The sequence below is a fragment of the Kitasatospora sp. NE20-6 genome, from assembly GCF_045862635.1.
In genome coordinates, this window is the sequence record NZ_BPRL01000013.1 from 1 (window position 1) to 22,452 (window position 22,452).

At 74.4% G+C, this 22,452-nt stretch carries 18 protein-coding genes and 1 rRNA gene; 10 read left to right on the forward strand and 9 right to left on the reverse strand.

Annotated elements, in window-relative coordinates; genetic code table 11:
* Positions 1-99, forward strand: a 5S ribosomal RNA gene (rrf, locus tag SNE206_RS13825); the annotation flags it as partial.
* A gap of 125 nt (positions 100-224) precedes the next feature.
* Here rrf and SNE206_RS13830 read toward each other — a convergent pair.
* Positions 225-1,217 carry an LLM class flavin-dependent oxidoreductase gene (locus SNE206_RS13830; protein ID WP_407913620.1) on the reverse strand — a complete coding sequence of 331 codons (993 nt, stop codon included), beginning with the start codon at positions 1,215-1,217 and terminating at the stop codon, positions 225-227.
* Between the two features lie 84 nt (positions 1,218-1,301).
* On the opposite strand from SNE206_RS13830, the gene SNE206_RS13835 reads away from it, so the two are divergent.
* A complete protein-coding gene (locus SNE206_RS13835) occupies positions 1,302-2,084 on the forward strand; it encodes a helix-turn-helix domain-containing protein (RefSeq protein WP_407913621.1) in 783 nt (260 codons plus the stop codon).
* On the opposite strand, the gene SNE206_RS13840 is transcribed toward SNE206_RS13835, so the two are convergent.
* From SNE206_RS13840 to SNE206_RS13860, 5 genes are read right to left on the reverse strand one after another with little or no spacing between them, the layout of a single operon-like run.
* The gene (locus tag SNE206_RS13840) at positions 2,051-3,361 is read right to left on the reverse strand and encodes a DUF58 domain-containing protein (protein WP_407913622.1); all 1,311 of its coding nucleotides are present in this window, start codon (positions 3,359-3,361) and stop codon (positions 2,051-2,053) included. The genes SNE206_RS13835 and SNE206_RS13840 overlap by 34 nt on opposite strands.
* Before the next feature lie 26 nt (positions 3,362-3,387).
* Positions 3,388-4,410, reverse strand: coding sequence for an AAA family ATPase (locus SNE206_RS13845; protein ID WP_407913623.1), 1,023 nt, complete (start codon positions 4,408-4,410; stop codon positions 3,388-3,390).
* Complete coding sequence (locus SNE206_RS13850) at positions 4,407-5,708, reverse strand: DUF4350 domain-containing protein (RefSeq protein ID WP_407913624.1); 1,302 nt, start codon at positions 5,706-5,708, stop codon at positions 4,407-4,409. The genes SNE206_RS13845 and SNE206_RS13850 overlap by 4 nt, the downstream gene beginning before the upstream one ends.
* Entirely contained in the window at positions 5,705-6,388 is a 684-nt protein-coding gene (locus SNE206_RS13855; RefSeq protein ID WP_407913625.1) for a DUF4129 domain-containing protein, read from the reverse strand. The genes SNE206_RS13850 and SNE206_RS13855 overlap by 4 nt, the downstream gene beginning before the upstream one ends.
* Before the next feature lie 4 nt (positions 6,389-6,392).
* Positions 6,393-7,643, reverse strand: a complete 1,251-nt coding sequence (locus SNE206_RS13860; protein WP_407913626.1) for a hypothetical protein — start codon at positions 7,641-7,643, stop codon at positions 6,393-6,395.
* Between the two features lie 286 nt (positions 7,644-7,929).
* On the opposite strand from SNE206_RS13860, the gene mtrA reads away from it, so the two are divergent.
* From mtrA to SNE206_RS13875, 3 genes are read left to right on the forward strand one after another with little or no spacing between them, the layout of a single operon-like run.
* The gene (gene mtrA / locus SNE206_RS13865; RefSeq protein ID WP_363487734.1) at positions 7,930-8,607 is read left to right on the forward strand and encodes an MtrAB system response regulator MtrA; all 678 of its coding nucleotides are present in this window, start codon (positions 7,930-7,932) and stop codon (positions 8,605-8,607) included.
* Positions 8,608-8,611: 4 nt separating this feature from the next.
* On the forward strand, positions 8,612-10,753 hold the full coding sequence (gene mtrB / locus SNE206_RS13870) for an MtrAB system histidine kinase MtrB (RefSeq protein ID WP_407913627.1): 2,142 nt from the start codon (positions 8,612-8,614) through the stop codon (positions 10,751-10,753).
* On the forward strand, positions 10,743-12,575 hold the full coding sequence (locus SNE206_RS13875) for an LpqB family beta-propeller domain-containing protein (protein WP_407913628.1): 1,833 nt from the start codon (positions 10,743-10,745) through the stop codon (positions 12,573-12,575). The genes mtrB and SNE206_RS13875 overlap by 11 nt, the downstream gene beginning before the upstream one ends.
* Positions 12,576-12,621: 46 nt before the next feature.
* Here the strand turns inward: SNE206_RS13875 and SNE206_RS13880 are convergent, their stop codons facing one another.
* Positions 12,622-13,356: a ComF family protein gene (locus SNE206_RS13880; protein WP_407913629.1), complete on the reverse strand. Its 735-nt coding sequence runs from the start codon at positions 13,354-13,356 to the stop codon at positions 12,622-12,624.
* A gap of 433 nt (positions 13,357-13,789) precedes the next feature.
* On the opposite strand from SNE206_RS13880, the gene hpf reads away from it, so the two are divergent.
* Positions 13,790-14,476, forward strand: a complete 687-nt coding sequence (gene hpf, locus SNE206_RS13885) for a ribosome hibernation-promoting factor, HPF/YfiA family (protein ID WP_407913630.1) — start codon at positions 13,790-13,792, stop codon at positions 14,474-14,476.
* Positions 14,477-14,639: 163 nt separating this feature from the next.
* Positions 14,640-15,395: a response regulator gene (locus tag SNE206_RS13890; RefSeq protein ID WP_407913631.1), complete on the forward strand. Its 756-nt coding sequence runs from the start codon at positions 14,640-14,642 to the stop codon at positions 15,393-15,395.
* Between the two features lie 12 nt (positions 15,396-15,407).
* Here SNE206_RS13890 and SNE206_RS13895 read toward each other — a convergent pair whose 3' ends face one another.
* Positions 15,408-16,553 carry a winged helix-turn-helix domain-containing protein gene (locus SNE206_RS13895; RefSeq protein WP_407913632.1) on the reverse strand — a complete coding sequence of 382 codons (1,146 nt, stop codon included), beginning with the start codon at positions 16,551-16,553 and terminating at the stop codon, positions 15,408-15,410.
* 289 nt (positions 16,554-16,842) lie between these two features.
* On the opposite strand from SNE206_RS13895, the gene secA reads away from it, so the two are divergent.
* Positions 16,843-19,593 (forward strand): preprotein translocase subunit SecA, encoded by a 2,751-nt coding sequence (gene secA / locus SNE206_RS13900; RefSeq protein WP_407913633.1) that lies wholly within the window; start codon positions 16,843-16,845, stop codon positions 19,591-19,593.
* An 80-nt stretch (positions 19,594-19,673) separates the two neighbouring features.
* Here the strand turns inward: secA and SNE206_RS13905 are convergent, their stop codons facing one another.
* Entirely contained in the window at positions 19,674-20,372 is a 699-nt protein-coding gene (locus SNE206_RS13905) for an Rv3235 family protein (protein ID WP_407913634.1), read from the reverse strand.
* Between the two features lie 321 nt (positions 20,373-20,693).
* Between SNE206_RS13905 and SNE206_RS13910 the strand changes: the two genes are divergently transcribed.
* Both SNE206_RS13910 and SNE206_RS13915 read left to right on the forward strand, forming a co-directional pair.
* Entirely contained in the window at positions 20,694-21,755 is a 1,062-nt protein-coding gene (locus SNE206_RS13910; RefSeq protein ID WP_407913635.1) for a patatin-like phospholipase family protein, read from the forward strand.
* Between the two features lie 176 nt (positions 21,756-21,931).
* Positions 21,932-22,441 carry a DUF6912 family protein gene (locus SNE206_RS13915; RefSeq protein WP_407913636.1) on the forward strand — a complete coding sequence of 170 codons (510 nt, stop codon included), beginning with the start codon at positions 21,932-21,934 and terminating at the stop codon, positions 22,439-22,441.
* Positions 22,442-22,452 lie beyond the last annotated feature (11 nt).

Below are 22,452 nucleotides of genomic sequence, written 5' to 3' on the forward strand. Positions count from 1 at the left end.
AGGGAAACGCCCGGTTACATTCCGAACCCGGAAGCTAAGCCTCGTAGCGCCGATGGTACTGCAGGGGGGACCCTGTGGGAGAGTAGGACGCCGCCGAACAATTCTTCGAGAGAAGCCCCCTCCCCTTTCCGGGAGGGGGCTTCTCTGCGTTTCCGGCCCAGTTTCCGGCCGGTATTCACCACACGACCGGACCAGGTGCCGATATCGGTGTCGATGTCGGTGGGTCAGTGCAGGTCGCTCGCGAGGTCGGCGACGAGTTCCAGCTGTTCGTACTGGGCGGGGAGATCCAGCGCTCCCAGCCGGACGACGAGTCGGCGGGCACCGGCGTCGCGGTACTGCTGGAGGCGGGCGGTCACCCGGTCGGCGGGGCCAATGACGACGGCCTGGATCTGCTCCAGGTCTTCCAGCCCCAGGCCGTAGTTGGCGCGGGCGTAGACGTCCATGGCGCGCCGTCCGGAGGCCTCGTCGGCGGCCACCAGCACGGAGACGAACAGGGCGGGGGCGATACTCCCGGCGTCGCGTCCCGCGGCCGTGGCGGCCTCCTGGACGGCCGTGAGGCCCGTCCGGTAGTCGGCGGGGTCGGGCGGATAGGGCAGCCACCCGTCGTACAGGCGGCCGGCGCGGGCGAGGGCGGCCGGGGTGGCACCGCCCAGCCAGATCGGCGGGCCGCCGGGCGTGAACGGGCGGGTGGACGGCGGGACGTCGTCGAACCGGAGGACCTCGCCGTGGAACGAGGTCGGCCCGTCCGCGGTCCAGAGCTGCCGCCACAGGGCGACGGTCTCGTCCAGGCGCTTGAACCGCCGCTCCCACGGGAGTTCGGAGAGGGTGTACAGCGGCTGCCCGAAGCGGCCGGGGAAGCCGGCGCCGACCGTCACGGCCAGGCGCCCGCCGGAGAGCAGGTCGATCGAGGCCAGTGCCTGGGCCGCCTGCACCGGGCGGCGGAGGAACGGCAGCAGAGCCCCGGTGCCGAGCGTCGCACGCCGGGTGACGGGGGCGAGGGCGGCCAGCATGGTGAGCGCCTCGATCCGGGGCGTCAGCAGCGAGTCGTTGACGAAGAGCGCGTCGTAGCCCAGCTGTTCGGCCCGCAGGGCGAACGGCACGAGCTCGCGGGGATCGGCGCCCTGCCCCCATTGCGCACTGCCGGTCGGGAGGAGGACGCCCAGGCCACGGCCGGTGGCCGGGTGGTTCGCGGGGCCGGTCTCGGTGTCGTTCTGCATGGGACGAGCCTGCGCCCTCCAGGGAAGGCTCTCAATTCCCCGGAGGGAATGGCGGGTCGGAGGGCCGGGGCCGAGACTGGCGGCGTGGACTTCTCCCAGGCACTGCGCGAACGTCGGACCCGCCACCGGGTGAGCCAGCTGGATCTGGCCTTGCGGGCCGGTACGACCCAGCGGCACGTGAGCTTCATGGAGAGCGGCCGTTCGGCGCCGGGCCGGGCCATGGTGCTGCGGCTCGCGGAGTCGTTGCAGCTCGGGCTCCGCGACCGCAACGATCTTCTCCTGGCAGCGGGTTACGCACCGGCGTACCCGGAGAGCCGACTGGACGGGGCCGCGCTGGCGCCCGTCCTGGAGGCGCTGGAGCACGTGCTGGCGGGCCATCTGCCCTACCCGGCGGTCGTGGTGGACCGGTACGGCGTGCTGGTGGCGGCCAATGCGGCGTTCGCGCTGCTGACGGAGGGGGCGGCCGCCGAACTGTACGCCCCCGGCGCCAACATGTACCGCTTCGCGCTCCACCCGCAGGGGCTCGCCCCGCGGATCCTGAACTTCCCCGAGTGGGCGCGGCACGTCGTCGAACGGCTCACCCGGCGGGCCGAGTCGGAGGCGGACGACCGACTGGCCGAGCTGCACCGCGAGTTGGCGGGTCACCTTCCACCGGAGGAGCCGGCGGGGGCGCCGCTCGGCTTCGCCGTACCCCTGCGGTTGCGCTCCGGCCGGAGCGAGTTGAACCTGATCACCACGATCACGACCTTCGCCACCGCGGTGGACGTCACGCTCTCCGAACTGCGGCTGGAGGCGTTCCTGCCCGCGGACGCGGAGACGGCGGAGCTGCTCGCTCAGAGCCGTCCGGCGGCCTTGAGGGCGAGGTAGGCGTCCGCGAGGGCCGGGGGCAGGGCCGCGGGAGGTGCGTCGAGGACGGTCACGCCGTGCCGGGTGAGGCGTTCGGCGGTGGTGCGGCGGTCGGCGCGGGTCTGCTCGGCCGCGGCGGCGCCGTAGACGGCGTCCAGGCTGCCGCGGCCTGCCGCGAGCTCCTCCAGCCGGGGATCGGCGACGGCGGCGAGGACGACCTCGTGGCGCTTGGTGAGCAGGGGCAGCTGCGGGAGCAGGCCCTCCTCGACGGCCCCGGACTCCAGGCCGGTCAGGAGCACGATCAGGGAGCGGTGCGGGGCCATCCGCAGCGCGGCGGCGGTGAGCGCGCGCAGGTCGGTCTCGACGAGCGCGGGCTCCAGCGTGGTCATGGCCTCGGTGAAGGCGGGCAGGACGTCGGCGGCGGAGCGGCCGGCCACCGCGGTGCGGCGGCGCCGGTCGTGGGCGAGGAGGTCGACCCGGTCACCGGCCCGGGTGGCGAGGGCCGTGAGGAGCAGGGCGGCGTCGAGCGACGCGTCCAGCCGGGGAGCGTCGCCGACCCGGCCGGCCGAGGTGCGTCCGGTGTCGAGGACGATCAGGATGTGCCGGTCACGTTCGGGCCGCCAGGTGCGCACGGCGACGGTGTGGCGGCGCGCACTGGCCCGCCAGTCGATGGAGCGGACGTCGTCGCCGGGGAGGTACTCGCGGAGCGAGTCGAACTCCGTGCCCTGGCCGCGGGTCAGGACGGAGGTGCGGCCGTCGAGTTCGCGCAGCCGGGCGAGCCGCGACGGCAGGTGACGGCGGCTGGCGAACGGCGGCAGCGCACGGACCGTCCACGGCACGCGGTGGGCGCCCTGCCGGGCGGCGAGGCCGAGCGGGCCGTACGAACGGATCGTCACCCGGTGGGCGTGGTGGTCGCCGCGTCGGGTCGGCCCCAGCACGGTGGTGAGCCTCCGCCGCTCCCCGGCGGGGACGGTGACGGAGTGCCGGGCACTGTCGTACGAGCTGCCGGGATGCCAGGCGGACGGGGGCCAGGCGTCCCTGACGAGGGAGCGGAGCGGCCGCCCGGACGGGTTGGTGACGGCCAGTTCGACCCGTGCGGTCTCGCCGAGACGGACGCGGGTGTCGCCGGACCGTTCGAGCAGCAGGCTGCGGACCGGGGCGGCGAGGACGAGGTCGGCGGTGACGGCGAGCAGGACGAGCAGGGCGGCCGCGCCGACCCCCGCCCACGAGGGGACGACCAGGCCGACGACGAGCGCGCCCAGCGCGGCGAGCAGGGCGGTACGGCCGGTCAGGGCCATGGGCGGGGCTCCTTGGTGAAGTGGGGTCAGCGCGGGGCGGGCGTCTGCGACAGGACGGCCTGGACGACGGAGTCGGCGGTGACGCCCTCCATCTCGGCCTCGGCCCGCAGCTGGATCCGGTGACGCAGCGTGGGAAGGGCGAGGGCCTTGACGTCGTCGGGGGTGACGTAGTCGCGGCCGGCGAGCCAGGCCCATGCGCGCGACGTGCCGAGCAGCGCGGTGGCACCGCGCGGCGAGACGCCGATCGACAGCGACGGGGACTGCCGGGTGGCCCGGCACAGGTCGACGACGTACGCCAGCACCTCGGGGGCGACGACGACCTTGGCGATCTCCTCGCGGGCGGCCGCGATGTGCGCCGGACCGGCGACCGGGCGGACTCCGGCGGCGGCCAGGTCGCGCGGGTCGAACCCGGCCGCGTGCCGGGCCAGCACCTGGTACTCCTGGTCGCGGGTGGGCAGCGGCAGGACCAGCTTGAGCAGGAAACGGTCGAGCTGGGCCTCGGGCAGGGGGTAGGTGCCCTCGTACTCGACCGGGTTCTGCGTGGCGGCGACGAGGAACGGCACCGGCAGGGCCCGCGGCTCGCCGTCGACGGTGACCTGGTGCTCCTCCATGGCCTCCAGCAGGGAGGCCTGCGTCTTGGGCGGGGTGCGGTTGATCTCGTCCGCGAGCAGCAGGTTGGTGAAGACCGGGCCGGGCTGGAACGAGAACTCCGCCGTGCGGGCGTCGTACACCAGCGAGCCGGTGACGTCGCCGGGCATCAGGTCGGGGGTGAACTGGATGCGCTTGGTGCCCAGGCTGAGCGCCGTCGACAGGGCGCGGACCAGCAGGGTCTTGGCGACGCCCGGCACGCCCTCCAGCAGCACGTGGCCGCCGCAGAGCAGGGCGACGACGAGGCCGGTGACGGCGGCGTCCTGGCCGACGACGGCCTTGCCGATCTCCTCGCGCAGTGCGGTGAGCGCTGCGCGGGCGTCGCCCGCCGGGGGCGGGCCGTCGGCCGGGCCGGTGCCGGGCTTCGTGAGCGTCGTGAAAACAGCGGGCTGCTCGGTCACGGCTGTCGTACCTGCCTTTCCAGGGCGTCGAGGTCGTCGGCGAGCCGCAGCAGTGCGGCGTCGTCGGTGGGAGGCGCGCCGTACAGCAGCGCGTGCAGCTCGGCGGAGGGGCGGCCGAGGCGCCCGGCGGCGGCCGCCGCGAGGGTCGCCGGGTCGGCCTCCCCCCGGCTCACGGGCACGCCGAGCGAGGGGGCGAGCCGGTGGCGGGTGGCGCGGCGCAGTGCCTCGGCGGCGTGGCCGCGGGCGCGCGCGCGGCGGTACAGGCGGGCACGGCCCTCGGTGGTCTCGGCGGCGCGGACCACGACCGGGAGGTCCTCGGAGACGACCGGGCCGAGCCTGCGGGCCCGCCAGACGGCGGCGAGGGCAGCGGCGACCGCCAGCTGGAGCACGGCCCAGCGCCAGCCGTCCGGGACGTGGTCGAGGAGGCTGCGGCGGTCCTCGGCCGGGGCGGCGACCGGGGCCGTGTAGTCCGGCAGGAACCACACCAGGTGGGGGCGGGAGCCGAGCAGGCCGAGGGCGAGCGCGGCGTTGCCGTCCGCCGTGGCGTGGGCGTTGGTGAGCGGGCGGCCGGTGCCGAGCACGGCCGTCTGCCGGCCGTCGGCGTCCTGGTGCAGGACGAGCGTCGGCCGCCCGCGGCGCGGGTAGCAGGCGCTGTCGCCCGGGTCGGGGACGTAGACCAGGCCGCCGAGTTCGGCGCTGCCGGCCCGGGTGGCCTCGGGGAGGGCGCAGTCGGGTGCGGTGGACGTCTCGACGACGTAGTCGGGGAGTCCGTCGGGCGCGGTCGAGGTGCGGACGCCGCCGGCGAACGCGTCGAGCTCGGCGTCGTCGGGGGCGATCAGCACGAGGCGGGAGCCGCGGCCGCGGGCGACCCCGGCGAGGGTGTCCAGCGTGTCCTCGTCGAGGAGGTAGGCGTCGGGGAGGACGACGGTGGTGTCCGGCTCGGCGAGGGCCGCGGCGAGCCCGGCCGGTCCGGCGGCGGTGCGGACGGTCACGCCCTGGCGTTCGAGCACGCGGACGACCGCGCGCGTGCCGTTCGGGTCGGGGGAGCGGGGGTCGAGCGGGGGCCAGGTGCTGCTGCCGCCGAGGCCGCCGACCAGCAGGCCGACCAGGACGAGGAGGACCGCGGCGAGCAGGTACCAGCGGGCGCGGCGCGGCCGGCGGGGACGGCGTACGGCGGTGCCCTGCGCTGCGGGGGCGGGCCCTGTGCCGTGGACGTCCGTGCCGTGGACGTCCGTGCCGGGAAGGTCCGTGCCGGGGAGGTCCGGAGCGGCGGGAGGGACGGGCGGGGCGGTGGTCATGCGGCGCCTCCGCGGGCCGGGGCGAGGACGGGCCTGCTCGCGCCGACCGAGCGGTCGAGCGCTAGCAGGCCCTCGTACGCGGCGCGGTCGGCGGTGCGTTCGCCGTACACGACGTCGTCGAAGGTGCGGGCGGCCGAGGCGAGGGCCCGGGCCTGGTCGGGGAGGACGCGGCCGGCCTCGGCGGCGGCCTCGTCCGCGGTGCGGCCCGGTCTGGTGTCGAGGAGCGTCCGCTCCTCCAGCGACCGGACGACGGCGCGCATCTGCTCGCGGACGGCCTGCGGCCACTCGCCCGCCGCGGCGTGCGCGGCGGCCGCGCGGCGGTGCTGCTCGGCGCTGCGCGGCCCGCGGTGTTCGAACAGGGCGCTGGTGCGGACGGTCTCCCGGCGCGGCGCGCCGAGGCGCCACCAGAGGGCGCCGACGACGAGGACGACCAGCAGCACCAGCAGCACGATGCCGGTGGCGTCACCCGCCATCGACCGGCCGAGGTGTCCGAAGATCTCGTCGAGGCGTTCCCCGAGCCAGTCCGTGGCGCGCTGGACGAGGCTGGGGTCGTGCCGGTGGTACGCCGGGTCGAACATCTCGTCGCGGACGGCGTCGCGCGCCGGTCCGCGGGGGATGGTCACCGGCGCGCCGTCGGCGAGCAGACGGATGCCCGGGCCCTGCGTCCCCCCGTGCGGCATCGGCTCAGGCTCCCGGGGGCGTCGGCCGGTCGGCCAGGTCAGCGGAGCCGTACTCGGGCAGGCCCGCGGCGCGGGCGAGCTCGATGTCGAGGGCCTCGCGGCGGATGCGCTGGTCGATGTACAGCAGCACGTTGACGGCGGCGCTGAGCGGGATGGTGAAGGTCGCCACCACGGTGCCGCCGATCGCCAGCACGAGCAGGCCCAGCGGCGGCAGGCCGAGGAGGAACGGGTTGTCCCCGCCGGTGTCGTCGCCACCGATCGAGAGGAGGCCCGCGACGCCGGTCACCGGCGTCATGACGATGGCGGAGGCGACCCCGATCAGCACGCGGGTGAGCACGTTGATGCCCAGCAGACGCCACCAGGCGCCCTTCACGAGCCGCCGCGAACGCGCCATCGAGGCGAGGACGCCCTGCCGTTCGAGGACGACGGCGGGTGCGGCGAGGCTCAGGTCGATCGCCAGCCAGATCGCGACCGGCGCGGCCGCCAGCATCAGGACGGCGCCCAGTCCGAGGAGGCCCTCGTTCAGGCCGTCGACGACGGAGACGATCAGCAGTGCGGCGCCCGGGACGAACGGGGCGACGACGATCAGCAGCGTCAGCAGGGTGAGACCGGTCAGGGGCGCGAGCCGCGGCAGGGCGGCCTTCCACGCCTCGGAGACGGTCACCGGCTGTCCGAGGACGGCCCGGCTCACCACCATCGTCAGCATGCCCACCGCGATGACGCCCAGGAGCAGCTCGACGGGCAGCGGGCCCAGCAGCGCCACGATCTCGGTGGCCGTGCCGGGCCGCTCGTACGCCAGCCACTGGCCCAGCGCCTCCAGCACCTGCTGGACGGCCGCGAGGCCCAGCGACAGGCCGAGGGCGGTACGCCAGTGCCGCCGCACGGTGGTCACGGCGCCGTCGAGGATCTCGCCCACGCCCAGCGGGCGCAGCGGGATGATGCCCGGCTTCGGACTGAGCGGCACGCCCCAGCCGGCCTGCGGGGGGCCCTGCCAGCCGCCCTGGGGACCGCCCGCGCCCCAGCCGCCCTGGGAGGGGCCCTGCGGGGCGGCCGGGCCCCAGCCGCCCTGGGGGCCGCCGTCCGGTGCCGACGCCCCGCCGTCCGGCCCCTGGCCCTGGCCGGGGATGCTGCCGTACGCTCCGCCGTACGGGCCGGGCCCGCCCGGTGTGTCGCCGGCGGAGCCGGCCGGCGGCCGGACATCGTCGCGGGGCGGCTCGGACGAACCGGGCGATGCCCAGCCCGGGGTGTCGGTCATCAAGGCTCCTTGTCGAGGGTCCGGGGCGCCGTGGACCCGGTGATCCGGGCCCGGAAGGGCGTCGGATCGGATACGGCCGGACGGCCGGAAGTCGCTGCTGCGCCGCCCATCGTGCCATGGTGGCGGCGACGGCCCCAGGGGTATTCCGCTGCTGATCGGCATCGGTCCGCACTACCGCCCTGAGCTGTGCTTTTTCAGGCGAAATGCCCGTTTTCGCACCCGCGAGGAGCGGTGTGCGGGGGCGGGTGTGAAGCAGGTCACAATCGGGTGATGAGAAGATGGAGTCATGAAGGGACGCGTCCTCGTCGTTGATGACGACACCGCACTGGCCGAGATGCTCGGCATCGTGCTCCGTGGTGAAGGTTTCGAGCCGTTTTTCGTCGCCGACGGGGACAAGGCACTTGCCGCGTTCCGGGAGACCAAGCCGGATCTCGTACTGCTCGACCTGATGCTGCCCGGCAGGGACGGCATCGACGTCTGCCGGCAGATCCGGGCCGAATCCGGCATTCCGATCGTCATGCTCACGGCCAAGACCGACACGGTGGACATCGTGGTCGGTCTGGAGTCGGGGGCGGACGACTACGTCACCAAGCCGTTCAAGCCGAAGGAGCTGGTGGCGCGCGTGCGCGCCCGCCTGCGCCGGGCCGAGGAGCCCACGCCGGAGCAGCTGACCATAGGCGATCTGGTGATCGACGTCGCAGGACACTCCGTCAAGCGGGACGGCCGGGGCATCCCGCTGACCCCGCTGGAGTTCGACCTGCTCGTCGCGCTCGCCCGCAAGCCCTGGCAGGTGTTCACCCGCGAGGTGCTGCTGGAGCAGGTCTGGGGCTACCGGCACGCGGCCGACACCCGGCTGGTCAACGTGCACGTGCAGCGCCTGCGCTCCAAGATCGAGCGCGACCCCGAGCGCCCCGAGATCGTGGTGACCGTGCGCGGCGTCGGCTACAAGGCGGGGCCCAGCTGACGTGGTGCAGTACGAAACTGACGACTCCCCGTCGGGCCTGGACGCCGACGGGGAGGCTGCTGTGCGCGGCGACGTGCTGAGCTCGACCACCCGCGGCCGCCGGCGCCGCCGTGGTCCGGTGGCGCTCGCCGCCCCGGTCGTGCGTCAGTTGCGGCGGCCGGTGCGCCGGCTCGTCGCGCTCTACCGGCGCTCCATCCAGCTGCGGGTGGTCGCCGCCACCCTGATGCTCTCCGTGGTCGTGGTCCTGGTGCTCGGCGTGGTCGTCGTGGCGCAGGTCCGCACGGGGCTGCTCGACACCAAGAAGCACTCCGCGCAGGGCCAGGCGCTGGGCGGGTTCCAGATCGAGCAGGACAAGATCAACGAGGCGATCAACCTGCAGGCCAAGGCCGGCACCGGCGCCGACCCCTCGCGGGACGAGGTCGGCACCTGGCTGATCAAGCAGGTCTCCGACCTCGCCAGCGGCGGCACCGGCGTCTACTCGGTCATCGCCCTGGTGCCGTCGACCGGCCAGCAGGAGAGCGCGCCGAGCGCCGCCCTCCGCGGCGCCTGGTACTCCGGCAACATCGTGCCCGACTCCATCAGCCAGGACCTGCGCGACGAGGTCGCCGCCGAGACCGGCACCCCGCACCAGCAGACCACCGAGATCCAGCGCACCGCCGACGACGGCAGCCCCTCGGGCAACGAGCCGGGCCTGGTCATCGGCAAGCAGTTCAACGGCCCCGACGGCACGCCGTACCAGCTCTACTACGTCTTCTCGTTCGGCCAGGAGAGCAAGACCCTCGGCCTGGTCACCACCACCCTGGCGACCGCCGGCGTGTTCGTGGTGGTGCTGCTGGGCGGCATCGCCTGGCTCGTCGTACGCCAGGTGGTGACCCCGGTCCGGATGGCCGCGGGGATCTCCGAGCGCCTCGCCGCCGGCCACCTGGAGGAGCGGATGAAGGTCACCGGCACGGACGACATCGCCCGTCTCGGCGAGTCGTTCAACCGCATGGCCAACGCCCTGCAGGCGCAGATCCGGCAGCTGGAGGAGCTCTCCCGGGTGCAGCGCCGCTTCGTCTCGGACGTCTCGCACGAGCTGCGCACCCCGCTGACCACCGTCCGGATGGCCGCGGACCTGATCTACGACAGCCGCGAGGACCTCGACCCGATGGCGGCGCGCTCCGCCGAACTCCTGCAGGACCAGCTCGACCGCTTCGAGTCGCTGCTGGCCGACCTGCTGGAGATCAGCCGCTTCGACGCCGGCGCCGCGATCCTCGACGCCGAGCCCGTCGACCTGCGCGACATCGTGACCCGCGTGGTCGAGGCCGCGGACCCGCTGGCCCAGGCCAAGGGCAGCGCGGTGATCGTCCGCGGCGCGGAGAAGCCGGTCGTTGCCGAGGTCGACTCCCGGCGGATCGAACGCATCCTGCGCAACCTCGTCGTCAACGCCCTGGAGCACGGCGAGGGCCGCGACGTGGTCGTGCGGCTCGGCTCCGGCGACGGTGCCGTCGCCGTCGCCGTCCGCGACTACGGCATCGGCCTCAAGCCCGGCGAGGCCTCCCGGGTGTTCCACCGCTTCTGGCGGGCCGACCCCTCCCGGGTGCGGACCACCGGCGGCACCGGGCTCGGCCTCTCCATCGCCGTCGAGGACGCCCACCTGCACGGCGGCTGGCTCCAGGCCTGGGGCGAGCCCGGCGGGGGCTCGCACTTCCGGCTGACCCTGCCGCGCACCCGCGGCGGCGAGATCGCCCGGGCGCCCTTCCGGCTGGAACCCGAGGACTCCCGCCACAACCGCGGCCTCGCCGCGACCGGCGCGCCGTACCGCCGCGCCCTGCGCCCCGGCGGGTCGACCGCCTCCGCCGCGGGCGCCGACGCCGGCCTGCCGGACCAGGACGCCCCGGAGACCCCGGAGAACGGCTCCGTGGGCTTCGGCCCCGGTCTGGGCGGCGTGCTGTCCATCGGCCCGGGCCTCGGCCGACGGCAGGCGGCGCCTGTCGCCGACCCCTCGGACGTCCGTGCGGCGGCCGCCGGGTACGGTGCCACCGGGGCCCAGGTCGTCGTGGACCGCGGATCCGGCCGTCCGCCGGTGCCGTCGCAGGAAGGGCCGCGTACCGCCGACACCACCGGGAGGCCGCAGCGTGCGAAGGACGGGCAGCGTGAGGGCTGACCTGCGCTCCGCGCGGGCCGGCTGCGCCGCACTCGCCGTACTGCTCGCCGCGGGCTGCGCGGCGATGCCCGCGGACGGGCCGCCCGAGCGGGTCGGGCTGCCGCCCGGCCCCGGCGCGGAGAACCTGCAGGTGCGGGTCTTCCCGGTGCCGCCGCACAAGGGCGAGGACCCGCGTGACCTGCTGGCCGGCTTCCTCGCCGCCTCCAACGCCGACGAGGCGAAGGACTACGAGACCGCCCTCAAGTACCTGACCGCCGACGCGGGCAAGCGCTGGAACCCGCAGGCCGGGGTCGCGGTGCTGGCCACCACGCCGCACCGGGACGAGACCGTGGCCTCGCCCGAGGCGAAGACCATCACGGTGAGCGGCACGAAGGTCGCCGAACTCGACGAGGGCGACTCCTACCGGGTGGTCTCCGACGCCTCGTACCAGCAGCAGTTCACCTTCGTGAAGGAGACCGACGGCCCCGACAAGGGCGAGTGGCGGATCGACCGCCTCCCCGACGGGCTGATCATCGACCAGACGAACTTCAAGAACGGCTACCGCGCCGTCCACCGGTACTTCTACGCGGCCTCCGACCCCTCGGCGGCCGGCGAGTCGCTCTCCGTCATGGTGCCGGACCCGATCTACCTGCGGCGCCGTACGGACCCGCTCACCGCGGCCGCCAGGGCGCTCGCCGCCGGCCCCTCCGGCTGGCTGGCACCCGCGGTGTACTCGGCGTTCGACAGGGTGCACATCCAGGGCGCCGTGACCGTCGGAGACGACCGGACGGCCACCGTCCGGGTCGACGTGCCGGACTTCGCCGGACGCCAGACCAACTGCACGCAGATGGCGACCCAGCTCTTCCACACCCTGGCCGACCAGCAGGGCAAGGCGCAGATCGACCGGGTCGACCTGGCCGGCGAGAAGGGCGGGTGCTCGGTGAGCGCCACCCAGGCCGCCGCCTCCGCCCCCGGTCACCTGGCCGGTACGTCGGGCGCCGAGCAGTACTACCGGCTCGCCGACGGGCAGCTCCTCACGGTGCAGGGGGACGGGCCCGGCCGGGCCGTCCCCGGGCCCCTCGGCGGGCAGACCCAGCCGAAGGCCGGCGCCGTCGCCGTGCGCCGCGACGGCGCGGGCGCCGCCGCGGTGAGCGCCGACGGCGCCGCGCTGTACGTCACCGGCCTCCAGGAGTCCGACAAGCTGGGCGAGCCGCTGCTGACCAGCCACGTGCCGAAGCCCGGGCAGGGCCTCGCCTCGCCGAGCTGGGACGGCCGGCAGAACCTCTGGGTGGTCGACCGCGACCCGGCGGCGGGGAACGTCTACATGGTCCGCGGCCGCACCGTGGTGAAGGTCCAGGTCGACGGGCTGGGCGGCCGTACCGTGCAGGACGTCCGGGTCTCCTCGGACGGCACCCGGGTCGCCGTGGTGCTGCAGGACGGCGACGGTGCGCGCTCCCTGCGGATCGGGCTGATCCTGCACGAGGGCACGGCGAGCGCGCCGCGGGCGCGGATCACCGAGCTGCGGGCCGTGGCGCCGCTGCTCACCGACGTCGCCTCGGTCTCCTGGGCGGACACCGACCAGCTCCTCGTGCTCGGCAAGGAGCAGGGCAAGCTGCAGCTGCTGCACTACGTGGGCACCGACGGGTCGCAGTCCAGCGACTCGCCGCTGCAGGGCGGTGAGTCGATGACTTCGGTGTCGGCGTCGGAGAGCCGGACCGGCGAGAGCGTGCCGCCGGTGCTGGCGCTCTCCAGCGACCACCGGATCTTCCGCCTGCAGGGCAACCAGTGGCGCGAGGTCGCCCTCCAGGGGCAGCAGGCCGCCTCCTTCGACTACCCGGGCTGACCGCCCCCGCCCCCGCGGCCGGGCCGGGCGTGCCGTCCGGCGCGGCTCAGTGCGGGCGGCGGCGGGCCGTCGCGGCGACGGTGGCCGCGGCGTGCGGCGGCCGGCCGGCCGCCTGCAGGGCCCGCGCCGCCTCCGCCAGGCTGGCGCCGGTGGTCACCAGGTCGTCCACCACGACCGGCAGCCCGGCGTGCAGGACGTGCGCCCGTCGGGCCGGCACCTCCAGCGCCCCGTGCAGGTTGCGGTGCCGGGCGGCCGCCGACAGCCCGGCCTGGTCGGCGACCCGGCGGGCGTGCCGCAGCACCGGTGCGACCCGGGCCGGCATCCCGTGGCGCCGCAGCTCCCGGGCCGCGGCGCGGGCCAGCCGCAGCATCGGGTCGTGGCCGCGGTCCCGTACCGCCCGGCGGGTGGACGGCACCGGCACCAGCAGCAGGCGCCCGGGTGTACCGGGGGCGCGGCCCTCGGGGGCGTACGCCTCGACGGCGGAGCGCACGGCGGCGGCTAGCGCGCCCCCGAGCGGTGCGGCGAGACGCAGCACCCCGCGTTCCTTGTGGGCGATCAGCAGGTTCCGCACCGGGCCCGCGTACGGGGCGGCCGCGTGCACCGGAGGAAGTCCCGCGGGGGCGGGCACCGGTCCTGCGGGACCGGGCGCCGCGGTCGTGAGGACGTCCCGGCAGGCGTGGCACAGCTGGCGGCGGCCGGTGAGGCAGCCCGCGCACCGCGCCGGCAGGAGCAGGTCGAGCAGGCCGGTGTCCGGGATGCGGAAGTTCGGCGGAGCGGTCACGCGGCACCCTCCGGTGGGCCGGGACGGGGGCCCCGCCGACGTGCACGAACGGCGACGGGGCACGCGTTTCTGAGGGGTTCCGACCCTTGCCGGGGTGCGGACTGAGCCATACGGTGGGCGCCCCGGCGCGTGTTGTCCAGCCGTTCACCGGTGTTTCACTCCGTAGGGGGTAAACAGTGGTGACAGCTGGGCAGCCGGCCCGGTCTCGCTCCGCTGTTCGACTGGGGAGGCGGAAACCCCGACTGAGGTGTTGCATGAAGCACACAGGGGGTTTCAAGTGCTCTCGGTGGGGAGGAAGTGAGGTGAGGGCCGGTCGAGTTCGCCGCTCCCGGTGGAGGCGGGGGGCTGGTGGTGGATCGGCTGGTCCGGCTGGGTCTCAGCCCGGTCCGGGTGCGTTCCGGATCGGCAACAGCACAAGGGATCGGAGTTCTGCGTGGACATCGTCGTCAAGGGCCGCAAGACCGAGGTGCCCAAGAGGTTCCGCGAGCACGTGGCCGAGAAGCTGGAGAAGGTCCAGAAGTTCGACGGCAAGGTGATCAGCCTCGACGTCGAGGTGTCCAAGGAGCACAACCCGCGTCAGGCCGACCGGTCCGAGCGGGTCGAGATCACCGTCCGTACCCGCGGCCCCGTGATCAGGGCCGAGGCCGCCGCGAGCGACCCGTACGCGGCGCTCGACCTGGCCTCGGCGAAGCTCGACGCGCAGCTGCGCAAGTCCGCCGACCGGCGACGGGTGCACAAGGGCGGCAACGGCCGCACCCCCGTCAGCGTCGCGGCGGCCACGGCTGCCCTCGCTGCCCTGCCCGCGACGGAGTCGGCCGAGGCGCCCGCCAACGGGGTGGCACGCAAGACCATGATGGGATCGCTGGAGGTGGAGGGCGACGGCCCGCTCGTCGTCCGCGAGAAGACGCACCCCGCGGCGCCCATGTCGCTGGACCAGGCGCTGTACGAGATGGAGCTGGTCGGCCACGACTTCTTCCTCTTCGTGGAGAAGGACAGCGGGCTGCCGAGCGTGGTGTACCGCCGGCACGGCTACCACTACGGCGTGATCCACCTGAAGGAGGACGCGACGGCTGCCGGCGGAGGAGCCGGCGGCGCGATCAACGGGCCGGACGAGGACTGATCCCGTCCACGTCCCGCCCGGACACGGCGATCGACCGGTGACCCCGGCGGCCTCGGCCGCCGGGGTCACCCAGCTGCGCGGTGCGGTCTCGGAGGGTGATCAACGGCCCCCTCGGTCGTGGAATGATGGGGTCGACATCGACCGGCGACCGGGGGAGGACCGGATGGGCGAGCCCATCGGCCGGAGTGCGGAGGACCGCCCTGGCGGCGGAGGGTCCGGAGGGCCCCCCGACGACGGCTACGGGCCGCACCGCGCGGAGCCGATCCGGGTGCTCGTGGTCGACGACCACGCGCTCTTCCGCCGCGGCCTGGAGATCGTGCTGGCCGAGGAGCCCGACATCCGGGTGATCGGCGAGGCCGGGGACGGCGCCGAGGCCGTGCTCAAGGCCGCCGACCTGCTGCCGGACATCATCCTCATGGACGTCCGCATGCCGCGCCGCAGCGGGATCGAGGCCTGCACCGCCATCAAGGAGGTGGTGCCGAGCGCGAAGATCATCATGCTGACGATCAGCGACGAGGAGGCCGACCTCTACGAGGCGATCAAGGCCGGGGCCACCGGCTACCTCCTGAAGGAGATCTCCACCGACGAGGTGGCCACCGCGATCCGCGCGGTCGCCGACGGGCAGTCGCAGATCAGCCCGTCGATGGCCGCCAAGCTGCTCACCGAGTTCAAGTCGATGATCCAGCGGCGTTCGGACGACCGGGACCTGCTGCCCGCGCCGCGGCTCACGGACCGCGAGCTGGAGGTGCTCAAGCTGGTGGCGACCGGGATGAACAACCGGGAGATCGCCAAAGAGCTCTTCATCAGCGAGAACACCGTGAAGAACCACGTGCGCAACATCCTGGAGAAGCTGCAGCTGCACTCCCGGATGGAGGCCGTGGTGTACGCGATGCGGGAGAAGATCCTCGAAATAGGGTGACCTGACGACAGGTCAGAGCAGCTTCTCCAGCGCGGGCCGCAGCCGCTCGTCCGCCAGCTGCTCCACCCGCACGGAGTCGCATCCGACCCAGCCCGCCGCCTCGCGCAGCGCCTCGGCGAGCGGCTCGACGAACGCCGGCCCGGCCAGCGAGACCTGACGGGCCACCAGGGTGCGGCCCTCGCGCGCGGGGTCGACCCGGCCGACCAGCCGGCCGCCGGCCAGCAGTGGCATCGCGAAGTAGCCGTGCACCCGCCTGTGCTTCGGGGTGTACGCCTCCAGCCGGTGCGTCATCCCGAAGATCCGCTCGGTGCGGGCGCGGTCCCAGATCAGCGAGTCGAAGGGCGAGAGCAGGGTCGTGCGGTGCCGGCCGCGCGGCACGGCCGCCAGCGCCGCCGGATCCGCCCAGGCGGGTGCCGCCCAGCCCTCGACCTGCACCGGCACCAGGCCGGACGCGTCGAGCACGGAGTCGACCTGGGCGCGCTTGAGCCGGTGGTGGTCCATCAGGTCGGCGCGGGTCGCCACCCCCAGGGCGGCGCCCGACAGGGCGACGAGTCGGCGCAGGCACTCCTCGTCGGTGGGCTCCAGTCCGAACAGTTCCGCGGGGACGGCCTGCTCGGCCAGCGCGTAGACCCGCTTCCAGCCGAGCCGCTCGGTGCAGACGACGTCGCCGAAGGCGAGCGCCCGCTCGACCGCGATCTTGGTGTCCGACCAGTCCCACCACTCGGCCGTCCGCTTGGCGCCGCCCAGGCCGGTCGAGGTGAGCGGGCCCTCCGTGCGCAGCCTGTCCAGGACCTGCCGGTACGTCCCCGGCGACACCTGGTGGCCCCAGAGGTTGCCCCGGCCGCGGTAGGCCCGCCGCCGGAACGCGAACAGCGGCCACTCCTCCATCGGCAGGATGCACGCCGCGTGCGACCAGTACTCGAACGTCGTCCCCGCGCCCCAGTAGGCCTGCTCGACCGCCGGGCGGCCCACCGCACCGAGACGTGCGTACGGGACGAGCTCGTGCGAGCGCGCCAGCACGGAGATCGTGTCGAGCTGCACGGCACCCAGGTGACGCAGCACGCCGCGGACGCCCGCGCGGCGGTCGGGGGCGCCCAGCAGCCCCTGCGCGCGCAGGGCGATGCGGCGGGCCTGGTCGGCGGAGAGCATGACGGTCATGCCGGGCAGCGTAGGCCCTGCCACCGACAGCGGGACCGCCCGCAGAACGAGGCGGACGGACGGGAACCCCGGAGGGCGCTCGGGGGTTGTGCAGGGCACAGGGTCCGGGCCGGTGCCCGATTTGCCCGTCCACTGGCGCTTCACAGCGCTTTGCCCGGGCGGGTGACACAGGAATACCGTGCTGACGGACCTCCCGGGGGCTCGGCCTCCTCGCATACGATGGCCCGTACGGTGGGGTAGGTCTCGCCGACTGTAGTCCAGAGCCGATCCAGGCAAGGAGCCCGCTCACGTGTCCGTCTTCGACAAGATCCTGCGCGCAGGCGAAGGAAAGATCCTTCGCAAGCTGCAGCGGATTGCCGCCCAGGTAAACTCGATCGAAGAGGACTTCGTCAACCTCACCGACGACGAACTGCGCGCGCTGACCGACGAGTACAAGGCCCGCATCGCCGACGGCGAATCGCTGGACGACATCCTCCCCGAGGCCTTCGCCACCATCCGTGAGGCCGCCAAGCGCGTGCTCGGCCAGCGCCACTACGACGTCCAGATCATGGGCGGCGCGGCACTGCACCTCGGCTTCGTGGCCGAGATGCGCACCGGTGAGGGCAAGACCCTGGTCGGCACCCTGCCCGCGTACCTCAACGCGCTGACCGGCAAGGGCGTCCACCTGATCACGGTCAACGACTACCTCGCCGAGCGCGACTCGGAGTGGATGGGCCGGGTGCACCGCTTCCTCGGTCTCGAGGTCGGCGTGATCCTGGCGAACATGTCGCCGGCCGAGCGCAAGCGCCAGTACGGCATGGACATCACGTACGGCACCAACAACGAGTTCGGCTTCGACTACCTCCGCGACAACATGGCCTGGGCGCAGGACGAACTCGTCCAGCGCGGCCACAACTTCGCGATCGTCGACGAGGTCGACTCGATCCTCATCGACGAGGCCCGCACGCCGCTCATCATCTCGGGGCCGGCCGACCAGGCCACCAAGTGGTACAGCGACTTCGCGAAGCTGGTCGTCCGCCTCAAGCGCGAGCGCGACTACGAGGTCGACGAGAAGAAGCGCACCGTCGGCGTGCTGGAGGAGGGCGTCGGCCGCGTCGAGGACTACCTCGGCATCGACAACCTCTACGAGTCGGTGAACACCCCGCTGGTGGGCTTCCTCAACAACGCCATCAAGGCGAAGGAGCTCTACAAGGCGGACAAGGACTACGTCGTCATCGACGGCGAGGTCATGATCGTCGACGAGCACACCGGCCGCATCCTCGCCGGCCGCCGCTACAACGAGGGCATGCACCAGGCGATCGAGGCGAAGGAGGGGGTGGAGGTCCAGAACGAGAACCAGACGCTGGCCACCATCACCCTGCAGAACTTCTTCCGCCTGTACGACAAGCTCTCGGGCATGACCGGTACCGGCACCACCGAGGCCGCCGAGTTCCACCAGATCTACAAGCTCGGCGTCGTGCCGATCCCGACCAACAAGTCGCCCAAGCGCATCGACCAGCCCGACCTGATCTACAAGTCGGAGCCGGCGAAGTTCGCGGCCGTCGTCGAGGACATCGCCGAGAAGCACGAGAAGGGCCAGCCGGTGCTGGTCGGCACCGTGTCGGTCGAGAAGTCCGAGTACCTCTCCCAGGAGCTGCGCAAGCGCGGCATCCCGCACGAGGTGCTGAACGCCAAGCAGCACGAGCGCGAGGCGCAGATCGTCGCGCAGGCCGGCCGCAAGGGCGCCGTCACCGTCGCCACCAACATGGCCGGCCGCGGCACCGACATCATGCTCGGCGGCAACCCCGACCACCTCGCGGCCGCCGAACTGGCGCAGCGCGGCCTCACCCCGGAGGACACCCCGGAGGAGTACGAGTCGGCGTTCCCGAGCGCCCTCGACAAGGCCAAGGAGGCGGTCAGGGCCGAGCAGGAGGAGGTCCAGGGACTGGGCGGCCTCTACGTGCTCGGCACCGAGCGCCACGAGTCCCGCCGGATCGACAACCAGCTGCGCGGCCGCTCCGGCCGTCAGGGCGACCCGGGCGAGTCCCGCTTCTACCTGTCGCTCGGCGACGACCTGATGCGCCTCTTCAAGGCCGGCATGGTCGAGCGCGTCCTGTCGATGGCCAACGTGCCCGAGGACGTGCCGATCGAGTCGAAGATGGTCACCCGCGCCATCGCCTCCGCGCAGACCCAGGTCGAGCAGCAGAACTTCGAGATCCGCAAGAACGTCCTCAAGTACGACGAGGTCCTCAACCGCCAGCGCGAGGTCATCTACGGCGAGCGCCGCCGCGTCCTGGAGGGCGAGGACCTGCAGGAGCAGGTCGGCCACTTCATGGACGACACCGTCGAGGCGTACGTCACCGCCGCCACCGGCGAGGGCTTCGAGGACGACTGGGACCTCGAGAAGCTGTGGACGGCCCTGCGCCAGCTCTACCCCGTCACCCTCGACCTGGACGAGCTGGAGGAGGAGGCGGGCGGCCAGGCCGGCCTCACCCCCGAGTACCTCACCAAGGTGCTCCAGGAGGACGTCCAGGCCCAGTACGGCGCCCGCGAGGACCAGCTCGGCGAGCAGATCATGCGCGAGCTGGAGCGCCGCGTCGTCCTGTCGGTGCTGGACCGCCGCTGGCGCGAGCACCTCTACGAGATGGACTACCTGCAGGAGGGCATCGCCCTGCGGGCCTACGCGCAGCGCGACCCGCTGGTCGAGTACCAGCGCGAGGGCTTCGACATGTTCTCCGCGATGATGGAGGGCATCAAGGAGGAGTCCGTCGGCTACCTGTTCAACCTGGAGGTCCAGGTCGAGCAGCAGGTCGAGGAGGTGCCCGTGCCCGAGGACGCGGTGCAGCTCGACAAGACCGACGCCCGCCCCGAGATCAAGGCCAAGGGCCTGGAGGCCCCCGTCCGGCAGCGGCTGCACTACACCGCGCCGACCGTCGACGGCGACGACACCGTCATCGAGGGCGACTTCGAGGACGGCGTCGTGGACGAGGGCGACGGCCTCACCCGCGCCGAGCGCCGCAAGGCCGCCAAGTCGGCCAAGGGCCGCCGCCGCAAGGCCTGACCGGTCACGCACCACAGGGCGCCGCCACCCGCACCGGGTGGCGGCGCCCTGCCGTGCGCCGGGCCGCCGCGGCCGGGCCGTCAGCGGGACTCCACCGCCGCGCACTGCCACTGCTCGGTGCGCCGGTGCCGCTCCAGCCGGAACGCCACCATGTGGTGGCGCGGCCCGAACTCCACCCGGACGCACACCTCCAGCGCGCCGGGCCCCGGTGCGGAGTCGTACACCCGGCCCAGCCGGGTCCGCGGCGCGGTGCCGCGCGGGCGCAGCGGGCCGCCCCGGACGAGCGCGGTGAGCTGCTGGTAGGCCTGCAGCGTGGTGTGCCGCTGGAGCTGCCCGACCGGGCGGACCCCGGTGAGCACCTCCACGAGCCGGTGGGCGAACCGCGCCGCGACATCGCCCTGGCCTGCGCCCCGTGACGGCGCGCAGCCGGCCCGGGGGTGCCGCGGCACCCGCGGTTCGAGCGCCGCCCGGTGGTGCCGCGGGTGCCCGTGCCCGTGTTCGTGTCCCTGCTCGTGCTCGTGCTCGTGCCCCCCGTGCCCGTGCTCGTGCGCGGCCGGCCTGCGGCCCGGGTGCGCGGCCCGGACCGGGCGGCGCGACTGCGGATGACCGGGGGCGTGCACCAGCGGACGGATCAGCGGCACCGCCCGGCCGGCCGCGGGCGCGATCTCCGCGGGCACCGGGCGCACAGGTGCGGGTGCGGGTGCGGGTGCGGGTGCGGATGCGGTGGCGGGTGCGGGGGAGAGGGCGGTGGCGGTGGCGGGGGTGCGGTGCTCGGCCATGGTCGACCGACCTCCTGTCGGGCTCGGCTGCTCCGGCGGGGCTGTCGTACCCCTTGCTACCGGGGTCGTCCGCCGCCCTCAAGGACCGCCCGCAGGGCGTGGCGGATCGTCGGTGATGTCACCTATCCGGGTGAAGTTCGCTGCGGCACCGGGCCGGAAGGACCGGTCCGGGTGGCGGTGTGTTGACGTGCGGAGCGGTCAGGAGGTGCACGAAGGGGTACGGACACGCCGGGAAAGTCGTGTGGCGCGGGGCCGTTGCACGCTCCGCCCTACCCTCGGGTAGGGCGGAGGATCGCCTCCAGGTGACCCCAGGGAGGCGGCATGGCGACCGAAGTGTCCACCGGCGACGGACCGGTGGCCGCAGCCGGTGCGGACGGCCCGCGGCGCGGGCTGGTGCTCGGCGGCGGCGGCATGCTCGGCGCCGCGTGGACGGTGGGCGCCCTGTGCGCCATCGAGGAGGCCACCGGCTGGCGGCCCGGCGGCGCCGACGTCATCCTCGGGACGTCCGCCGGCGCGATCCTGGGCGCACTGCTCGCCGCGGGTGCCGAGGCCGGGCAGCTCAGGGACCACCAGAACGGCCTCCCGGTCACCTCCGGCCCGCTGGCCGGGGTGGACTTCGACTACGCCACCGCCGCGGGGGGCGCCCTGCCGCCCCGGCCGGCCGTCGGCATCGGCTCGCCCGGCCTGCTGCGGGACGCCGTGCGGCACCCGCGTGACTACCCCTTCCTCACCATGGTCTCGGCGATGGTGCCGCCGGGCCGCGGTTCGGTCGCCCCGGTGGGAGACCTGGTGCGCACCCTCTCCGACGGGGACGGCTGGGCCGAGGACTCGCCGCTGCGCGTGGTCGCGGTGGACTACCGCAGCGGCCGCCGGGTGGCGTTCGGCGACGCCGGTGCGCCGCCCGCGCCGATGGCCGACGCGGTCATGGCGTCCTGCGCGATCCCCGGCTGGTTCGCGCCGGTCGAGGTCGCGGGCGCGTCGTACGTCGACGGCGGCTGCTGGTCGGCCACCAACGCCGACCTGATGGCCGGCCGCGGCCTCGACGAGATCTACGTGCTCGCGCCGATGGCCCTGCGGCTGCACCCGCCCGGGAGCACCGAGCCGGCCCGCGGGGCGGCGGCCGCCCTGCAGGAGTGGCGCGAGCGCGACCGGCCGCGCGGCATGCTGGCCCAGCTGGTCAGCCGCTACCGGCGTACGGTGACCCGGCAGATGATGCGGGAGGCCCGTGCGCTGCGCTCGGCCGGCACCCGGGTGCAGCTCTTCGCGCCCACGCCCGCCGACCTCGCGGTGATGGGGCCCAACATGATGGACCCGTCCCGTCGGCCGGAGGTCCTGGCGTCGGCGCTGCGCACCAGCCGGGCCGCGCTCGCCGCGCTGCGCTGAGGCGGGTGGCGCTGAGGCGGGCGGTGCGGGCGGTGAGAGTGGTGCGGGCGGCGCGCCCGGGCCCCGGCGGGGCGGGCCGGACCGCGGGCGGCGCGGGGCCGATCACCCGCCCCGTATCCTGGGGTCGCCGCGGGCGCGGCCCGACGGCCCGCACGACCGAGAGCGGAGTGCCACCGATGCGTGTGTACGTGCCCACCACGTTGACCGGCCTGGCGGCGGCGCATCCCGGCGGTGTGCTGGAGCAGGTGGCGGCGTACGCCGTCACGCCCGCCCTGCGCGAGTGGTACGTCAGCGACGACCTGGAGGAGCTGGAGTACGCGGCCCTCAACCGGGCCGGGCAGGCCTCGCTGCGGCTGATGGCGGCCGACCCGGCGGTGCCGCGCCGCCGGGTGGTGGTGGCGGTCGAGGTCGCCGACTCCGCGGTCGGCGCGTTCGCCGGCGACGAGTACCAGGACCAGGCCTCGCTCGGCCGGGTCGTGCTGCACGGCCCGGTGCCGCTCGTGAAGGCGGCCGCGGTGCACGCGGACGTCGCGGACGCCGACGTGGTGGCGGACATCGCCGCGGCCGCCGACGCGGTCGCCGCGGCCGACAAGGGCGACGAGGACGCGCAGTTCACCGTCGACGGCGCCGAGGACCACGAGCTGCTCTGGTTCGCGACGCAGGAGATCCCGGGCCTGCTGGCCTGAGCGCCGGCGGG

Bases quoted from the DNA above. Each gene is read 5' to 3' on its own strand.
- SNE206_RS13830 (WP_407913620.1), bottom strand. From the start codon at position 1,217: ATGCAGAACGACACCGAGACCGGCCCCGCGAACCACCCGGCCACCGGC.
- SNE206_RS13840 (WP_407913622.1), bottom strand. From the start codon at position 3,361: ATGGCCCTGACCGGCCGTACCGCCCTGCTCGCCGCGCTGGGCGCGCTC.
- SNE206_RS13850 (WP_407913624.1), bottom strand. From the start codon at position 5,708: ATGACCACCGCCCCGCCCGTCCCTCCCGCCGCTCCGGACCTCCCCGGC.
- SNE206_RS13855 (WP_407913625.1), bottom strand. From the start codon at position 6,388: ATGCCGCACGGGGGGACGCAGGGCCCGGGCATCCGTCTGCTCGCCGAC.
- SNE206_RS13860 (WP_407913626.1), bottom strand. From the start codon at position 7,643: ATGACCGACACCCCGGGCTGGGCATCGCCCGGTTCGTCCGAGCCGCCC.
- mtrA (WP_363487734.1), top strand. From the start codon at position 7,930: ATGAAGGGACGCGTCCTCGTCGTTGATGACGACACCGCACTGGCCGAG.
- SNE206_RS13890 (WP_407913631.1), top strand. From the start codon at position 14,640: ATGGGCGAGCCCATCGGCCGGAGTGCGGAGGACCGCCCTGGCGGCGGA.
- SNE206_RS13895 (WP_407913632.1), bottom strand. From the start codon at position 16,553: ATGACCGTCATGCTCTCCGCCGACCAGGCCCGCCGCATCGCCCTGCGC.
- SNE206_RS13905 (WP_407913634.1), bottom strand. From the start codon at position 20,372: ATGGCCGAGCACCGCACCCCCGCCACCGCCACCGCCCTCTCCCCCGCA.
- SNE206_RS13910 (WP_407913635.1), top strand. From the start codon at position 20,694: ATGGCGACCGAAGTGTCCACCGGCGACGGACCGGTGGCCGCAGCCGGT.
- SNE206_RS13915 (WP_407913636.1), top strand. From the start codon at position 21,932: ATGCGTGTGTACGTGCCCACCACGTTGACCGGCCTGGCGGCGGCGCAT.